General features: G+C 32.4%; 12 protein-coding genes. 9 read left to right on the top strand and 3 right to left on the bottom strand.

Translation table 11 applies throughout. The features are described 5' to 3' along the window. Positions 1–48 precede the first annotated feature (48 nt). From V5E38_RS01710 to V5E38_RS01720, 3 genes are all read left to right on the top strand, one after another. Positions 49–2,028, top strand: coding sequence for an acetoacetate--CoA ligase (locus V5E38_RS01710; protein ID WP_499211965.1), 1,980 nt, complete (start codon positions 49–51; stop codon positions 2,026–2,028). A 191-nt stretch (positions 2,029–2,219) separates the two neighbouring features. Then, positions 2,220–2,498 carry a DUF5655 domain-containing protein gene (locus V5E38_RS01715; RefSeq protein ID WP_499211966.1) on the top strand — a complete coding sequence of 93 codons (279 nt, stop codon included), beginning with the start codon at positions 2,220–2,222 and terminating at the stop codon, positions 2,496–2,498. 297 nt (positions 2,499–2,795) lie between these two features. Then, positions 2,796–3,815, top strand: a complete 1,020-nt coding sequence (locus V5E38_RS01720) for a DNA/RNA non-specific endonuclease (protein WP_499211967.1) — start codon at positions 2,796–2,798, stop codon at positions 3,813–3,815. A gap of 214 nt (positions 3,816–4,029) precedes the next feature. Here the strand turns inward: V5E38_RS01720 and V5E38_RS01725 are convergent, their stop codons facing one another. Next, positions 4,030–4,242 (bottom strand): hypothetical protein, encoded by a 213-nt coding sequence (locus tag V5E38_RS01725; RefSeq protein ID WP_097978475.1) that lies wholly within the window; start codon positions 4,240–4,242, stop codon positions 4,030–4,032. A gap of 188 nt (positions 4,243–4,430) precedes the next feature. Between V5E38_RS01725 and V5E38_RS01730 the strand changes: the two genes are divergently transcribed. Beyond that, the gene (locus tag V5E38_RS01730) at positions 4,431–4,712 is read left to right on the top strand and encodes a DUF3892 domain-containing protein (protein ID WP_069032911.1); all 282 of its coding nucleotides are present in this window, start codon (positions 4,431–4,433) and stop codon (positions 4,710–4,712) included. A gap of 111 nt (positions 4,713–4,823) precedes the next feature. Beyond that, positions 4,824–5,837: an alpha/beta hydrolase gene (locus tag V5E38_RS01735; RefSeq protein WP_499211968.1), complete on the top strand. Its 1,014-nt coding sequence runs from the start codon at positions 4,824–4,826 to the stop codon at positions 5,835–5,837. A gap of 41 nt (positions 5,838–5,878) precedes the next feature. Here the strand turns inward: V5E38_RS01735 and V5E38_RS01740 are convergent, their stop codons facing one another. Continuing rightward, positions 5,879–7,336, bottom strand: coding sequence for a BglG family transcription antiterminator (locus tag V5E38_RS01740; protein WP_499211969.1), 1,458 nt, complete (start codon positions 7,334–7,336; stop codon positions 5,879–5,881). A 250-nt stretch (positions 7,337–7,586) separates the two neighbouring features. Here V5E38_RS01740 and V5E38_RS01745 point away from each other — a divergent pair, with 250 nt between their 5' ends. Beyond that, complete coding sequence (locus tag V5E38_RS01745) at positions 7,587–8,300, top strand: WxL domain-containing protein (RefSeq protein WP_499211970.1); 714 nt, start codon at positions 7,587–7,589, stop codon at positions 8,298–8,300. Between the two features lie 129 nt (positions 8,301–8,429). Beyond that, positions 8,430–9,470 carry a WxLIP family cell surface protein gene (locus V5E38_RS01750; protein WP_499211971.1) on the top strand — a complete coding sequence of 347 codons (1,041 nt, stop codon included), beginning with the start codon at positions 8,430–8,432 and terminating at the stop codon, positions 9,468–9,470. A 116-nt stretch (positions 9,471–9,586) separates the two neighbouring features. Here V5E38_RS01750 and V5E38_RS01755 read toward each other — a convergent pair whose 3' ends face one another. Continuing rightward, on the bottom strand, positions 9,587–10,486 hold the full coding sequence (locus V5E38_RS01755; RefSeq protein ID WP_499211972.1) for a LysR family transcriptional regulator: 900 nt from the start codon (positions 10,484–10,486) through the stop codon (positions 9,587–9,589). Positions 10,487–10,809: 323 nt separating this feature from the next. Between V5E38_RS01755 and V5E38_RS01760 the strand changes: the two genes are divergently transcribed. Continuing rightward, entirely contained in the window at positions 10,810–12,066 is a 1,257-nt protein-coding gene (locus V5E38_RS01760) for a helix-turn-helix domain-containing protein (protein ID WP_499211973.1), read from the top strand. Positions 12,067–12,402: 336 nt separating this feature from the next. Continuing rightward, positions 12,403–16,569: a S8 family serine peptidase gene (locus V5E38_RS01765; protein WP_499211974.1), complete on the top strand. Its 4,167-nt coding sequence runs from the start codon at positions 12,403–12,405 to the stop codon at positions 16,567–16,569. Positions 16,570–16,766: the final 197 nt, after the last annotated feature.

Genomic DNA, 16,766 nt, shown 5'->3' on the forward strand with positions numbered 1-16,766 from the left:
TTACTGTGTCCTTAAAATAAATAGATTGCTAATTTAGGAGGAGTAATAATGAAAGCGATTACTGAAGGTGCTTTATTATGGGAACCAACTAGGCAGCAAATTGAAAATGCTGGAGTTAGCCATTTTATGAACTGGCTCGAAAATGAAAAAAACCTATTTTTCAATACACAAAGTGAGTTATGGAAATGGTCTGTCGATGAATTAGAGTCCTTTTGGGAAAGCGTATGGAAATATTGTAATGTAATTTCACATGCACCATACGATCATGTTCTTGAAGAGCGAAAAATGCCAGGCGCAAAATGGTTTACCGGCTCAAAAATTAATTATGCAGAACATGTATTTCGAAATGATAAAGGAGACCAACCTGCATTAATTTTTCAATCAGAAATTACTCCAAAAACAGAAATAAGTTGGAAAGAGCTTAAGGAAAAGACAGGCTTGGTCGCAAATTCTTTAAGAGAATTAGGTGTTAAATCTGGGGACCGAGTTGTGGCATATATGCCTAATATCCCTGAAACAATCATTGCCTTTTTAGCTTGTGCAAGCATTGGAGCGATTTGGTCTAGCTGTTCACCAGACTTTGGAACGAGTAGTGTAATTGACCGATTTAAACAAATCGAACCGACTATTTTATTTGCAGTGGATGGTTATTCTTATAATGGAAAAATTCAAAATAGGCTATCAAGCGTTGACGAGCTACAGTCTGAATTACCTACATTAAAGAAGACAATTTTAGTGCCTTATGTAAATTTTGATGAGTCGAAAATGGAAGTTGAAACAGTTCTTTGGAATGAATTATTAGTGGGAAGCAGTGAACTTACTTTTGAAAGTGTTCCTTTTGATCATCCACTATGGATTCTATTTTCATCGGGGACAACAGGGTTGCCTAAACCAATTGTACAAAGTCAAGGTGGAATATTAGTTGAGCAACTTAAGACATTAGTAGTTGAACAAGGAATAAATCAAGATGATGTCATGTTTTGGTTTACTACTACTGGCTGGATGATGTGGAATCAATTAGTTGGCGGATTGTTATCTGGCAGTACGATATTATTGTTTGATGGAAGCCCAACTTATCCTAGTCTACATGTTTTATGGGACCTTGCAGAAGAAGTAGGTGTAACATTTTTTGGCACAAGTGCAGGATTCTTAAGTGTGTGTGAGAAGCACGCAATAAAGCTAAAAGATAGACATAGTTTTTCTAAATTAAAGTCTATTTGTTCAACGGGATCCCCACTATCAGTCGAAGGATTTTCCTGGGTATATGAAAATATAAGAGATGACATCTGGCTTGTTTCAACTAGTGGAGGTACTGATGTTTGCACAGCTTTTGTTGGAGGCTCACCGATTCTTCCTGTTTATGCTGGAGAGATTCAAGCTCGTTCATTAGGTGCTCATGTACAATCATTTAATGATGAGGGAAAATCAGTTATTAATGAGGTGGGAGAACTAGTAATTACTTCTCCTATGCCGTCCATGCCGCTTTATTTCTGGGGTGATTTGTATAATGATCGTTATCTTGAAAGTTATTTTGAAGTTTATCCAGGTATTTGGAGACATGGAGATTGGATTAAAATTGATGAAAAAGGTAGTTGTGTCATTTATGGGAGATCAGATTCAACAATAAATAGACATGGAGTACGTCTAGGTACAAGCGAAATCTATCGAGTTGTTGAGTCACTTGATGAGATAATGGAAAGTTTAGTAATCGATTTAGAACTACTAGGCCGTCAGTCATTTATGCCATTATTTGTTGTACTAAAACATGGGGTTGTTTTGACAAATGAATTAAAGGAAAAAATAAAAGTAGAAATTAAACAGAAGGTTTCACCGCGATTTATACCTAATGAAATTTATGAAGTTGAACAAATTCCAAAAACATTAAGTGGCAAAAAATTAGAAGTTCCAATACGTAAAATATTATTAGGGTTTTCTCCTGAAAAAGTTGTCAATCAAGGTTCAATGGCTAATCCGGAGTCATTAAAGTTTTTTACCGGGTTGGCACAAGTTTTAAATGAACAAAGTTGAAATCAGTCTAAAACGTTATCTTCATTATGAGATAGCGTTTTTTTTAGGCTCTGTTAAGATATATTGTTGATTTTCTTATGCAACTACCTGGCAGATTAATTGAATAAAGATAATTGTAAAATGATGTAAAAAGAGGCAAAATATATGTTAATACTATCTTCTATGGTAAGAAGAAATAAGGAGATGACAATATGTCAGAAGATGAATTATTCTCAAATAAGGCATCTAATGTTTATGAAATATATTCAAAAATCCTCGATTTATTGAAAGAAATAGGTGCATTTGAAATTGAGTTTAAAAAGACCTCTATTCATCTTTTGAATAAATCTTCTTTTGGGGGAGTTCATCCAAAAAAGAAATGGTTAGATTTTAATTTAGTTACAAACCACCAAATTGAACACGAAAAGATTACTAAAATTGAACAAGTTTCCAAAAACCGATTTCACAATAATCAGAAGAATTCGGACTAAGTTATAATGAAGATGCATTTATTTATTGGCTTAATAATGTAAGATTTAAGAGAGGCAAAAAAGTTGCATTTATTATAAAAAAACCAAAGTACTTACCAAAAAAGACAATAAGTTTTTAAATTCTAATTCAACTAATGCATTGCATTAGTTGTATAAGATTACGGTCGGTATTTCGGCTTTTTTTATTGATGTAAATGGCGGGATAGTTTCATATTGTTTCAATACTAACGATAGATAAATTCCAACAAAAGATCAAAATGTGATATCGTTTAAATATGATTTTTATAGAGTAGAAACATGAGAAAGGTGTGCAGAAGTGTGAACAAAAGAATATTTTTGATTTTATTTACTGTGATTTTACTATCAGTATCTGTGGGTTGCGGAAATATCACTGAACAGACGTCGTCAAAAAAAGTGGAAACTCCAACGAGCACGGCTTCTAAGACAGTTGAAACTAATAAGACTACATCTGACGATGACAAAGAAAAACCAACGAGTGATAGTGAACCAAACAAAAGTGTTCCTGCATCTAGCACTTCAAAGGCAACAGGTACAACGGGCGGATTTGATTACAGCAAATATACCCTAATTGTAGTAAACGGCGGGGATATGTCGGGACATAGACAGCCGAATGTCAAAGTAGATGTTGGATATGGAGAACGGGAATATTGGGCGTATACAAATGAATACGGTCAGCTAATACGTGTTGAGGCGAAAAAGATAACACTTCAAAATTCGAATACTGATCATGTTTTGTCATCAGGTAGATATTACGCTGATGAAGCAAATGTTCCTGGTACAGAGAGTCCGATCTTGGATAAAGGGCATGTGATTGCAGACTCGCTTGGTGGAGTATCAAACGCATATAACATTACACCTCAGAACAGCAATCTTAATAGGCACGGTGATCAAGCTTATATGGAAAAAGTGATTCGAGATGCAAGAGGTTGCACTGATTTCGTAGCAGTGATTCTATATCCAAATACTAAGACGCAAATTCCTAACCATTATAAATTCACATACAAAATTCAGGGCAGATCCATTACAGATGAATTTGACAATGTAAACCCGGATGAAGTGAACAAAAATTTAGGGAAAACGACAAATGTGAGCAGTACGCCACCAATAACAAACAATGTACCTTCAAATAAAACGAAAAATAGTAATGAAGATGTTAGTAAAGTGGATACCAATCATAACGGAAGTGTTACAATCGCTGAAGCCAAAGCTGCTGGCTTTAAAATGCCAATTACGCGCGATTCATGGCTCTATAAATATATGGATGATCGAGATGGTGATGGCTTAGTAGGCGAATAAATGGCAATAGTTAGCGTTATAAATTTTATTTTGCCATTTTCATAAACAAATGATTCACCAAAGAATGCATCAATAACATAGTTTTCTTATTAAAACTTTACCCCTTTAAGTATGCTTAGTTATGTAAGCTTTTAAAGGGGTAAAAAAATGGGGGTTTTTAAACGTATAAGACTTTTCATGGGTGTATTAATTCATTTATTCTAATCAATGAAAATTAACATTCGTGATTAATAATTTTGCCTTGATCAGTCAGTTTAACAAGAGCCGCATAACCGATCCCTTTTTTTACGACAGTCGCCATACCTTCACCAACAAGTATATTTAATGTTTTTAGTTCGTCTTTGTTTAATTTTGTATATCGGTAATAACCATCACCAATTTTGTGAATTAATCTGCCTTCTCTTGTCATTCCTAAAACAGTAGTCATATGTTTCCCTTCTTTCGAAAGTTGTTTGGATTAATGATTACATACCTATCGTATATTGTTTGTACAAATTTGTCTGTGAATAAATTGTGAAACATTTAACAAACTTAAGTCTGTAATAATTTGGAAGAATAAACATATTTTCATCTCGCCATACTATTTTTGTGTCTAATAAATGGAGGTGTGTTGGTATGTCGTTTCAAAATCGTGGTATCGGACATCCTGAACATCAAGATGATCCAAATAAATTACATATCGTCGCAGTACGAAAAAATGGCGATGGTGATATTACAGATGTAAAATTTCAAAATGGTGAAATAGTCGGGATCGAACAAGCCATTGCGATGGCAGAACTTGAACAAATTGAAGATGTAAACACAGGTCTAACTCGTGGAGATAATCCACATAAAACACTTCGTTCTTATCCTGATGGTGATCCTACAAATAATTTAAGTAATTTACCTACTTTTTAGTGTCTATACGCTAAAAAGGTGCACAAGTTATGTGCACCTTTTTTATTTCCGAGTAAATCATGAGAAAATGGAAATTTAAAATTAGAAATACCAGTAAAGTAGGGATCTAATTTGAAAAAAACGTTTATATTTCTTTCAGTAGTGACTTGTATGTTAATCGGAAATTATTTAGTTGCTTCAAAAAGTACTGTAAAAAGTGAAAGCAATGCTTCCCTTATCTATAAAAATGAAAAACCCGACAAAGTCTCAGAAGCTCTTAGAGCATTAAATATAAAAAAAGCAAAAGAAGGAAGAACAGCATCATTAGAGCAAAAACGAATCGAAATTGAAAAACAAATAGTCCCAACTCCTTCGAATATTAAAATTAAGGGAGATAATATTGAAGGAACAAAAGTGGAATGGTTAATTCCAAATGGATCTTCAGAAGATAAGATTGTTTTTTATATACACGGCGGAGGTTGGTCCAGAGGTGGGTTAGGTTTTTCGAGGAATTTAGGAACAATCTTAGCTAGAGAGACAGGTTATAGGGTACTAACGATACAGTATAGACTTTCACCTGAAAATCCATATCCAGCTGCATTAACCGATGTTGAAAAAGTTTATAATTATTTAGGGAAAAATACTGGTCCTAATTCTAAAGTTGTTATTGTTGGGGATAGTGCTGGTGGCAATTTAGCATTTGCTTTGTTAAATAAAATAAAATTTTCAAATGGAAACTATCCAACAGCTGTTGTAGGGATTTCTCCAGCGACTGACTTAACGAAAGAAAGTCAATTATACACTTCAGATTTAGATAGTATTCATGCGAGTTATCATGGAAATGATATCAATATTGTTGATACATACGTAGGGAATAATAATCGAAAAAATCCTTTAATTTCACCACTTTATGGTGATTTAAAAGGTTTACCTCCAATGCTGATCCATGCTGGCGCAAGGGAAGAGTTAATCGATGATATTTTAGCTTATGCGGCAAAAGCAAATGCTAATGGCGTAGAGGTTACATGTAAAGTGTGGAGAGGAATGTTTCATGATTTTCAGTTAATGGACAAGGCTTCGAGTATTAGTAAGCAAGCGAACGCTGAAATTGCACAGTTTATTAAACAACACTTGAAAAATAGATAGTCAAAATACAAAAAAAGTAAGGCTTATTTTGCCTTACTTTTTTATGTCGAGTTACTTAAGAAATTTGAAATTTGATCAATATCTCTTTGCGTAAGAATAGGGTCAATTGTAATGATTGGATGAATGATTTCTCCTTCAAGCAAGAAATCAGAAATAATAAATTCAATGTTTAGTTCATTTATAATTGTTGATTCAAACTCACCTAATTTAGGAAGAATAAAATCAATTTTATGACCAAAAGCAGTAACCAATTTCGTTTCAATATAACGATGTACTCCTGGACCATTACTTGTTAATAATAAAACCTTCTTCCTTAATGATGAGAAATTAATTTTAGAAGCTTGAACATTTAATGCAACTTTCGCAATTTTATCTCTAGTAATGTCAGGGTATGAATATTTTTTCGTCCAGATTTGTAAGGCTTTTGATACTTTTTTATATAGGTCTGAATACTGATTTTTAACATAGCGGTCCATTGAATAGGATGGTTCTTTTTTATCGATTGAGTATAAAATGAACGAGTATCTTTGGAATTGGTCATGTAATGTGTAAAGAAACTCCTCGTCTTCATCTAACGATATACCTGTTTTTTCCTTTAATAGTTCAACTAAGTGATAGAGTTCCTTTAAATACCTTGTTTTTTGATTTTGATATAAATAAAGAAATTCGTTTTTTTCCATGTTGTCAAAACTATAATATGGAAGAGTTGAAATTAATAATGAAAAAGCAATCCGTTCATTCATAGAAATATGATGTTTATATTGATGTTCCAAATGATTACAAATTTCATTAGCAATTTTAAAATAATTTGATTCTAAAATCTTGTTTATCGATTCATCAGTTAATTCAAGTTGCATTTTTTTTTCGATTCTATATAACATCGTACCAAGTAAATAGACGTACTTGTTGGTAGTAGAAGGATATAGGAATAATTTAAACTTTTCAGTAGTGTCTAATACAATTTTTTTAATAACTTGAAATGAGAATGCTTCAAGTGGCCAGTCTTTATCGTCCGAATAAGCGCATAAAGCATCTAGGATATCACCACACAATAGCCGAATTTCAAATTCTCTTCCTACGATTTCGAGTGGGCCACGTTTTAAAGTTAAATGGTAGGCCTCCAATAATTCCTCAACTCGATCAAGTATTGAATAGACAGCAGGTTGCTGTGTATAAAGCGCATTTGCTAATTCTGCAATACTTTTAATTTGAGTAAATTGTATGAGCATAATAACTTGAAAACTCAATGAATTTTTTACGTAAAGTGAACGAATTTCATTAATCGATGAAGAAATTGGTTTATTAATATAAATTCCTTTACCTTTTATTGTTTCAATTTGCCATCCTTTAGGTAGGTGTGTGTTAATTGCCTGTAAATCATTTCGAATTGTTTTTTCAGTACAAAGTAACTCATTTGCTAATTCTTCTGTTTTAAACCACTTATCTTGTTTACTCAAAATATTAATTATTTGTAATTTCCGTTTAGTTGATTTATCCATTCAAAATCTCCAAAATTTTGTCCAATTTATTACTATTATTGCTTTTAATGTTCCGTCTTAATTCAGTGAAAGTTTATTTATCTATTGGAAAACACCTTTTTATGCGATTTTTAGAGTTAAATGTGAATTTTTAATGAAGACAGGATATTTTTTTTACCTAAATCAAAGGTAAAAAACATCATGTGAATCACTTCACTATAGCGATATAATGACATCGTTGAAACAAAAAAATTTTAAGGAGTAATGTGAAATGAAATTTACAAAAGTCGCGCTTGTTAGTGTAATAGGGATGTCATCATTAGTTGGAGCTGCTCACTCAACTTTTGCGGAGGTATCATCTGTAGGAAATTCAAAAGGGTCAATTACATTCGTTGCTGGAACAGGCCCAGTTACACCTGTTGATCCTACAAATCCAATTGAACCATTAGAACCAACAGGTCCAACTGATCCAACAGATCCACCAACAGGAAATGCTGGTTCATTAACATTAGATTATGTTTCATCAGTTGATTTCGGAGTAAATGAGATTTCAAATAAAACAGAAGTCTATTCGGCTAAATCTAAAAAGCCATTTATTCAAGTGTCAGATCGCCGTGGTACAGGGGCAGGTTGGTCAGTAACTGCTAAAGCAAGTAAATTTACAAATGGAACAGCAGATTCTCTACCTGGTGCAATCATTACATTTAAAAATGGTTCCGTTATTTCATTAAGTACAAGTGGGTCTCCAGTAGCAACTGAATCAATTGCTCTAAATACAGACGGAAGTACAGCATCACCTGTTGTTTCCGCATCTCCAGGTAATGGTTATGGTACATGGGTAACTCGTTGGCTTGGACCAAATCCAGAAGTGAATGATGGGGCATTAAATGATAATGTCACTTTGACGATACCGGCAGGCTCAGCAACGATTGGGAACCACGAGGCAACTATTACGTGGACATTAACGGATGCTCCGGGTTTATAGTAGTTAATTTGAAAAATAACCATTAATGGAATGGACTTTATATTATTTGGAACCTATTAGATGAAACGTTATTAAATGTCTTATAGTGAAAATGATATAAAGTCTCTATTCTAAAGGGGGAATATAAAATTGGATCTTATACGTCAAAAATTATTGCTAATTTTTTCTGCTATTCTGTTAACTTTATCGTTCATCCCTCTATCTGTAAAAGCAGAGAATAATATCGATTTTTCTGTAAAAGCGATCATTCCAACAAATCAAATTGATCATCTCAAATCTTATTTTGATTTAAAAATGTCTCCAGGACAAAAACAGGATCTTAAAATCGAGGTCTTTAATAATAGTAAAAAAGAAGAAACAATCCAAGGGAATATTAATTTTGCAACAACAAATGATAATGGACTGATTGATTACTCTGAATCGAATAGTAAGGATGCAGATAAATCTTTAAAGTATCCATTAACTAGCTTAATAAAAGAACCTCAAAAAGAAGTTGTTATTCCACCAGGTAAATCAAAGGTAGTGTCATTTTCGATTACAATGCCGGAAGATGAATATGATGGAGTTATTTTAGGAGCAGCCCACTTTAAGAAAAAAATCGAAGAAACTGAAAAAAGTTCTAAAAGTGAGAGCATTAATATAAAAAATGAATACGCATATGTGGTAGGAATAAAATTATCGGAAAACACTAAGGAAGTCGAGCCGGATCTACATCTGCTTGACATTAAACCTAAACTAGTAAATTATCGTACAGCAATTGCTGCGACAATCCAAAACAGCGAATCCTCCATTGCGAAGGATATGAGTATAGATGCGCAAATCTTTAAAAAAGGGTCCAATAAAGTTTTATATAGTTCGAAAAAAACTGAGATGAGCATGGCACCTAATTCAAATTTCGATTACGCAATCGATTTAAATAATAATCCAATTGAACCCGGAACTTACCGATTAAAGATGAAAGCGATCATCGGAACTCAAGTATGGGAATGGGATAAGTTATTTACAATTGGAAAAGAAGCAACAGATTTGAATAATAAAGCAGTTGAAATAAAAAATAATCATTTTTGGTATTATATCGGAGGCGGATTATTACTTTTAATAGGGATCATTTGGTTAATTGTCTTCCTAAAAAGAAAGAAGGAAAAAGAACAATCGAATAATCAAGAATGATTTTTGAAAGATTGGATAGTATTGATCAGTTGACTTAAAAGATTATAATTAAAACAAATAATATATTGGTAAAACAAAAAAGGCTCATTTCTTCATTGGAAATGTTGCCTTTTTTATTATGAAATGATTTCATTTCTCAAGAAATTGATAAATTGTTTTTCAACCTTTGATAATATTTTCTTTTTAGAAGTGATTACTCCAAGCTCGGAGTTTACAAGATCGTAATTTACGAGATCAATTTCAACGATTTCACCATTCGATAAATATGGATGATTTTTTAATGAAAAATTTGGTCCCCATGTTATTACATTGCTATTTAAAATTGCTCGTAATAACTCTTCAAGATGGTTGGAAGAAAATAAAATATCTAATTTTCCAATTTTATGTTGGAAGTTATTTGTAAACCATCTTATATAATCACCATTATATAGAACAAATTTTTGCTGAAGAATTTCTTCAGGAGTTATTTTTTTCGTAATGGCAAAAGGGGAATCTTTTTTTGCATATACTTTCATCTTTCCATCTACTAATCCTTCGTAATGAAATTCTTCTAACTCTTTCATAATGCCTTCGTAAAGACAGATGATTCCTATATTTACTTGATTTTTTTTAACAACTTCAATCGTACGTTCAGTAGTATTTTCTAATATGTCTATATGCAAATTTGAATGTTGGTTTTTAAAATCAACTAACGGTGTTAATAAGTAATTTATAAAAGCAGGTACCATTGAAACCCTAAGTTCACTGAGTTGGGTATCTTTACTTTTCTGTGCTATTTCTTTTAATTCTGCGTATTTTAAGAGTACTTCTTGTGATTTTTCCACGATTTGTACTCCATCCACTGTTAATCTAGCGCCTAATCTAGATCGATTGAAGATTTTTATTCCTAACTCTTCTTCTATTTTAGTAATCGCTTGACTTATACCCGATTGACTTATATGAAGATTTTCTGCAGCGATTGAAATCGACCCAGCTTTAGCGACTTCTACTAAAATCTCTAGTTTTTCTAAATGCATTACATTGACCACCTTTATGCTTTCATACATGAACTAAAACTTTTCTAATATAGAATTATTATTTCAACTTTTATATTAGAAATCGTGAAGTTATATTTAAAAATTGTAAATTTACTTAATCATTTTGCAAATATAGAATTGGGTTTAACTAATAGTATTATTCTATTTTTTCGATTGATTCCAATGTAATTGAAAAATAATACGTTCTAATGTTGAATCAAATCTTTAGATTTATCAAGTGCTTTCTTATATTTAGAAAAATTTACAATAAATGATACTTTTTTGTTCAATTTGGATGTTGCCTAGTATAGAGGAGGCTAAATATGTTAGTTGGAGAAATCATCAAATATTATCGAGAGAAAAAAGGAATTAGTCAGTCTAACTTAGGTGAAGGAATTTGTGGTAAAGCGTATATTAGTCGATTTGAAAGTGGAAAAGTTACATTATCTCCTGAAATTATATACAAATTAGCTCAAAAACTAGAAATTGATATAAACAAAGAAATCGAATCTTTTTGTCTAATTGAAAAGCACTTAAATGATTGGAATCAAGCAATCATTATGCATAGAACAGCACAAATTGAGGGAATTAAATTAGAATTAGATCAAAATCCGTTTGTCATGGCTTCTAAACATGCGGCAAATTATATGCTAACAACTGGGAGATATTATCTTCTCAAAAATATGTTTAAAGAAGCAAAAAATATAATTGAGAACGTAGAAAAAGAGTTTCAGTCATTATCAAATTATGAAGAAAATCATCTTTTACACATTAAAGGATTATATTGTATTAGTACATTTAGAACTGCCCAGGGTGAAGAAAGTCAGACTGCTGTGAATCTTTTAAAACAAATTAACATAGCAGAATATAAAAATGAGGAATATTACTATCACTTAGCGCTAGCTTACCATCATGCAAGGGCAAAAATATCAGCATTTACTTATGCTGAAAAAGCACTGCAATTCTTTAATAGAACATATAATCATGTGAGTGCTATGAATGCTCAAATCTTAATGCTAATGCAATTGGATAGTGAAAGAGACATTGACTTTTTAGTGTTAGTCGAAAACTATAAGAATTTGATTCATAATTGTGTGATTATAGGTGCTCATGAAAGTAAAATAAATATTTTATTTAACTTAGGAGAAGAGTTTTATAAAAGAAAGGAATTTGATCAAGCAGTTAGTTACTTTGAAGAAGCATTTTTACTAACTGATAAATCATCAATAAAATATTTAAGACGATTATATCATTTTACTGAAGCATGTTTAGATGGAAAGTTAATGAAAAAAGAGAATCTTTTAGAAAAAATAGAAACAGGGACAAAGTTAGCTAAAAAATCGTGTCCAATCTATTTTAATCTGTATAAATTATTAGCTTTGAAAAGTAAAAAAAATTTAAGTCAATATTATCTATATTTAGCTGAAGTAGTGGTGCCACAGCTTATTGCCACTAATAATAGCTCATTTTTTGAGCAATATGGAAAGATTTTATATAATCATTATGTCGAGCATAAAGAATTTGAAAAAGCAATTGAAGTAGATAAAAACTTTAAATTGATGCATAAAGCTTTAAATTAAAAGTCTATAGATAACGAGTATTCGTTATCTATAGACTTTTTTTGTTAGTAGTAAATGGAATTTATTTTAAAAATATCAAAATTTATAACAAATGTTTATAAACTTCAGCCAAGAAATTTGTCGAAATTCGCTCGGGTTATTCTATAAACCCTGTGATATAGGGACTCTATAACCCGATTGATAAAAGATTGAAAATTCACAATAATTAAGTTTGATAAACAGACAAATTGTTTGTTTATTTTTTGGGAAATAATCCATATTTTTGTCAAAGTAAGAATATTTTTGTACTTCAATGTAGTAATCTACTTTGTCGTAAATTTTCTAGGAGGAAGAGAAATGGGGAAAAAGACAGAAAAAAAGTTTTTAAAAAGCTTTACCGTTTTAGCTTTAACATCTAGTTTTATTCTTGGTTCACTTGGACAAGTAACTACTAGCACTAAAGCAGCAAGTCCAAGAAATGTAGAAGATATTTTAGCAAACTTAACTTCAGAGCAAAGAGCAGCACTTGAACAGCTTTCGACTAATGAAGAAACTGGTCTTCAAATTTCTTCAGATATTAATTTAAACTCAACAGAACAAACAAGTGTCATTGTTGAGTTTGCAAATAAGCCTGCAAAAGTTGCTCAAATTGAAGCAAGCGTAGAAGGTAAATCATTAACTGCATCTGAAGCAGCAAACTTAGTCGATCAAGATCATGAGACATTTGCTGAAGATGTTGGTCAAGTATTAGAAGGTGGCAAAACTAAAAAAGTAGATTATACAATTAATCGTTCATATAAGAATGCCTTTAATGGTGTGTCTATGAGTCTACCAGCTAACCAAGTTAAAAACCTATTAAAATCAAAAGCTGTAAAAACAGTTTGGAGTAACAAAACATTTTCAATTGATCCTCCTAAGGAAAACGATCAGTTAAAAGCAGACGAAGCGAATGTTGGAAACTATACACCTTATGACGCTCTAGATCGTTTGCACGCGGAAGGTTTTACAGGTAAAGGAATTAAAATAGGGATTTTAGATACAGGTATTGACTATAACCATCCAGATTTGAAGGATGCATATAAAGGTGGGTATGATTTCGTTAACAATGACAATGACCCAATGGAAACAACCTATGCAGATTGGAAAAAATCAGGACAATCAGAATTCATAAGTGGCAGTGCATATTATACTGAACACGGTACACATGTAGCCGGGATCATTGGTGGTCGTGGTAAAGCGAATAGTGAATATAAAACTGTTGGTGCTGCTCCAGAATCGGATATTTATTCTTACAAGGTGCTTGGACCATATGGTAGCGGAACATCTGATGCGATTATTGCCGGTATCGACCGAGCAGTTAAAGATGGTATGGATGTAATAAATATGTCGTTAGGCGCAACTTTGAATGATCCACTTTTTGCTACTTCAATTGCAGTAAACAATGCAGTATTAAGCGGAGTAACGACTGTCGTAGCGGCAGGTAATAGTGGGGACCAAATGTACACAGTTGGATCACCTGGTGCTGCAGCTTTGGCTTTAACCGTTGGTGCATCATCAATCGCACTTGATATTTACCAATATGCAGGTGTACAGGATGGTAAAAATTATACTTTGCGACAATTAGCAAGAAATTATAAAGATGATTTAACAACATTAAAAGGAAAAACGTATGAACTTGTTGATGTTGGACTAGCTAATCAAGCAAACTTTAATGGAAAAGATCTAAACGGTAAGATTGCGTTCATTAAACGTGGTTCAATTGCATTAATTGACAAAATTAAAAATGCAAAAGCAAAAGGTGCAGTTGGCGTATTAATGTATAACGACGAAACAAATAAAGCAGAAGGTGCAATTCAAGCATTTTTAGGTGAATCAGTAGACGCAATCCCTGCATTCTCTGTTACAAATGATGAAGGAAATGCAATTTTAGCTGCAATTAAAGCTGGAAAAACTGACTTCACTTTTGGCGACTTCACGAAACTAAAAACAGCTTCGGACGAACTAGCACAATTCAGTTCAAGAGGACCAACTCGAGTGAACTATGATATTAAACCTGAAGTAACTGCACCTGGTGTATCAATTCTTTCGACCGTACCATTTTATGTAAACGATAAAACGGTTGATGGATCAAAACCAGAAGATTACAAGTACGCATATGAGCGACTTTCAGGAACATCAATGGCAACTCCATACGTAGCTGGGGTATCAGCTTTATTACTACAATCAAAGAAAGATTTAAAACCAGAAGATATCAAATCAATCTTAATGAATACAGCAGATCCATTATCAAAAGCATATAGTGTCTTTGAAGAAGGTAGCGGACGAGTAGATGCTTATGAAGCAATCCACTCAAATGTGGAATTAGAAGTAGTGGATAAAACGTCTACAATCATTGATGGAAAACAAAAATCAATACAAGAATTAACAGGTGGAATGAGCTTTGGTTCATTTGGATTTGATGATCAAGATATTGCTGATTCACGTACTGTTACATTAAAAAATCGTAGCGAAAAAGCAAAAACATTTAATGTAGATGTGAAATTCCAAACTGGCTTAAGAGGCTCAAAGGATGCAACTCAGAACAATGTAACTTTATCGGGTCCTTCAACAGTTAAATTAAATGGAATTAGTCAAAAATCAATTAAATTTAACTTAAACATTCCAAAGACAGCTGAAAAAGGTACGTATGAAGGATATATTACATTTACGAATACAGCAGATCCAACGGAAAACTATCAAATTCCATTTGGTGGACGTGTTGTGACTGAGGGAATTGATTCACTTAACGCCGAACCATTGTATTCAACTGATACAGCTTGGCCAGAACAAGCATGGCCATTCCTTTCGTTTTCATTCTCATTAAAATCACATATGAAGACATTAGATGTAATATTACAAGACCCAACAACAGGTGAAGATCTTGGATTAGTTGGTTCATTTTCACCAATTCTGTTAAATGAAAATTATATGTACTATGTAACAAGAGGATTCACTGGTACTTACTATCCATTTACAGGTGACTCAAAGAATCCAATCGGCAGTCAACCACTACTTGCAAAAACAGGACATTACAAGTTAAAACTAGTTGGAACAAATGAGCAAGGTAAAACATTTACTAAGACTTCTGATTTTATTTACGAACTAGGAGCTCCGAAAATGACTTCTAGCTTTGATGCACTAGACCAAAAAGTAATCGAATATAAAGATAGTCAATTTGATTCAAATGGACAATTCTTATATGATTTTAACATTAACTTAAACGATCCTGAGACTGAGGAAGCTAGCCGTTTAGGTCTTCCAGTTGATCAATCAAACAATGCGGTTGTTTCGTTTTATAATGGCCCATGGCCGTCAAATCCAGTTAATACAGATAAAGACGGAAATTACACAGATAAAATTGTAGTTAGAAAACAATCTGCACCTTTACGAGTTCAATTTTACGGAATGGATTATGCAAGAAACTTTATTGGAAATGCATTTAATATGTTAAGAATTGTATTTGTTGATCAAAATACTCCTTATTATTATTTAAAGGCAAATAAAGGAAGCATTACACAAGGCGACACAGTAAACTTTAGCGTTCGAGCAAATAACATGAAAAATTTAAAAACAACTAAAATTACAATACCAGTTTCTAATGGCTATGCTTCAATTGATAATGTAGTTGTGAATGATGCAGTAAAGCAGTATGGTGATGCACAAGTTTCTGTAGATGCTGTTCAAACAAGTACGTACTATACGAACTATACATTTACGTTTACTTATTTAGGGAATAAAGCATTACCAGAAGATTTAAAGATATTTGATTTCGACTTGAAAACTAATAAAAATGTATTTAATAATGGACTTTATGCTGCTCCTTACGATTGGTATTCTATGACTGCATCAACAATAGATCAATCAAACGTAGAGACAAAGAATGTATATTCTTATATGGAAAGCATTAAAGTTAAGTCAGATTATTCAAGAGTAGAGGGATCAGTGCAAGTAGAGGGAGCTAAGGATTCAGCTGGAAATACAAATTACGCAATTGACCTAAGTAAGATTGGTGCAAAATTATCGGTTACTTCTTATGATGGAAAAACAAATGCAAACGCAACAATTTTTAATAAACAAGGTCAGTATTATGCAGATGGCCTAAAAGCCGACGTACAACCGTATACTGTAACTGTTGATGTACCTGGTCATTTTACCATGAACAAACAAATGGTTTTAGCAGATGAAGTACGTGGTGAAATTGTAGGAAAAAGATTAGGCTGGAACTTACCGCTTGCAGCAGCAGGAGATGTAAACAAAGATAATGTGATTGATATACTTGATGCACTAGCAGTACAAACATATTGGGGTACAAACAAAGCAACTGCAGATTTTAACTTTGATAAAGTAGTAGATAAAAAGGATATGGATTATATTGTTAAAAATTTTGGACTGAAAAATCCAACTGTGTCTAATGCTCCAAAAGCAAAAACTGCTTATAAAGGCGTTACTTTAGATGAAGTATTAACACAATTAGGATTACAATAACAAAGAATGAAGAGAAGCTGATATCGGCTTCTCTTTTTTTATATAACATAATACCAGTTGGAATCCCTAAAAAAGCTGAAGATCATACAAAAAACTAAATTTTTCGACAAATCAAATCTATAAAAATATAAGAAATACTTATAAATATATCAGAAGTTTATAAACTTCTTTTACGAATATTGTCGAAAAATGTATAA

Origin of the sequence: Rossellomorea sp. GAMAL-10_SWC (genome assembly GCF_049568075.1) — a bacterium.
Lineage (GTDB): Bacteria > Bacillota > Bacilli > Bacillales > Bacillaceae_G > Gottfriedia.

Coding starts and splice junctions, on each gene's coding strand:
- V5E38_RS01720 (WP_499211967.1), top strand. CDS start 2,796: ATGAGAAAGGTGTGCAGAAGTGTGAACAAAAGAATATTTTTGATTTTA.
- V5E38_RS01745 (WP_499211970.1), top strand. CDS start 7,587: ATGAAATTTACAAAAGTCGCGCTTGTTAGTGTAATAGGGATGTCATCA.
- V5E38_RS01730 (WP_069032911.1), top strand. CDS start 4,431: ATGTCGTTTCAAAATCGTGGTATCGGACATCCTGAACATCAAGATGAT.
- V5E38_RS01725 (WP_097978475.1), bottom strand. CDS start 4,242: ATGACTACTGTTTTAGGAATGACAAGAGAAGGCAGATTAATTCACAAA.
- V5E38_RS01710 (WP_499211965.1), top strand. CDS start 49: ATGAAAGCGATTACTGAAGGTGCTTTATTATGGGAACCAACTAGGCAG.
- V5E38_RS01740 (WP_499211969.1), bottom strand. CDS start 7,336: ATGGATAAATCAACTAAACGGAAATTACAAATAATTAATATTTTGAGT.
- V5E38_RS01765 (WP_499211974.1), top strand. CDS start 12,403: ATGGGGAAAAAGACAGAAAAAAAGTTTTTAAAAAGCTTTACCGTTTTA.
- V5E38_RS01715 (WP_499211966.1), top strand. CDS start 2,220: ATGTCAGAAGATGAATTATTCTCAAATAAGGCATCTAATGTTTATGAA.
- V5E38_RS01760 (WP_499211973.1), top strand. CDS start 10,810: ATGTTAGTTGGAGAAATCATCAAATATTATCGAGAGAAAAAAGGAATT.
- V5E38_RS01755 (WP_499211972.1), bottom strand. CDS start 10,486: ATGCATTTAGAAAAACTAGAGATTTTAGTAGAAGTCGCTAAAGCTGGG.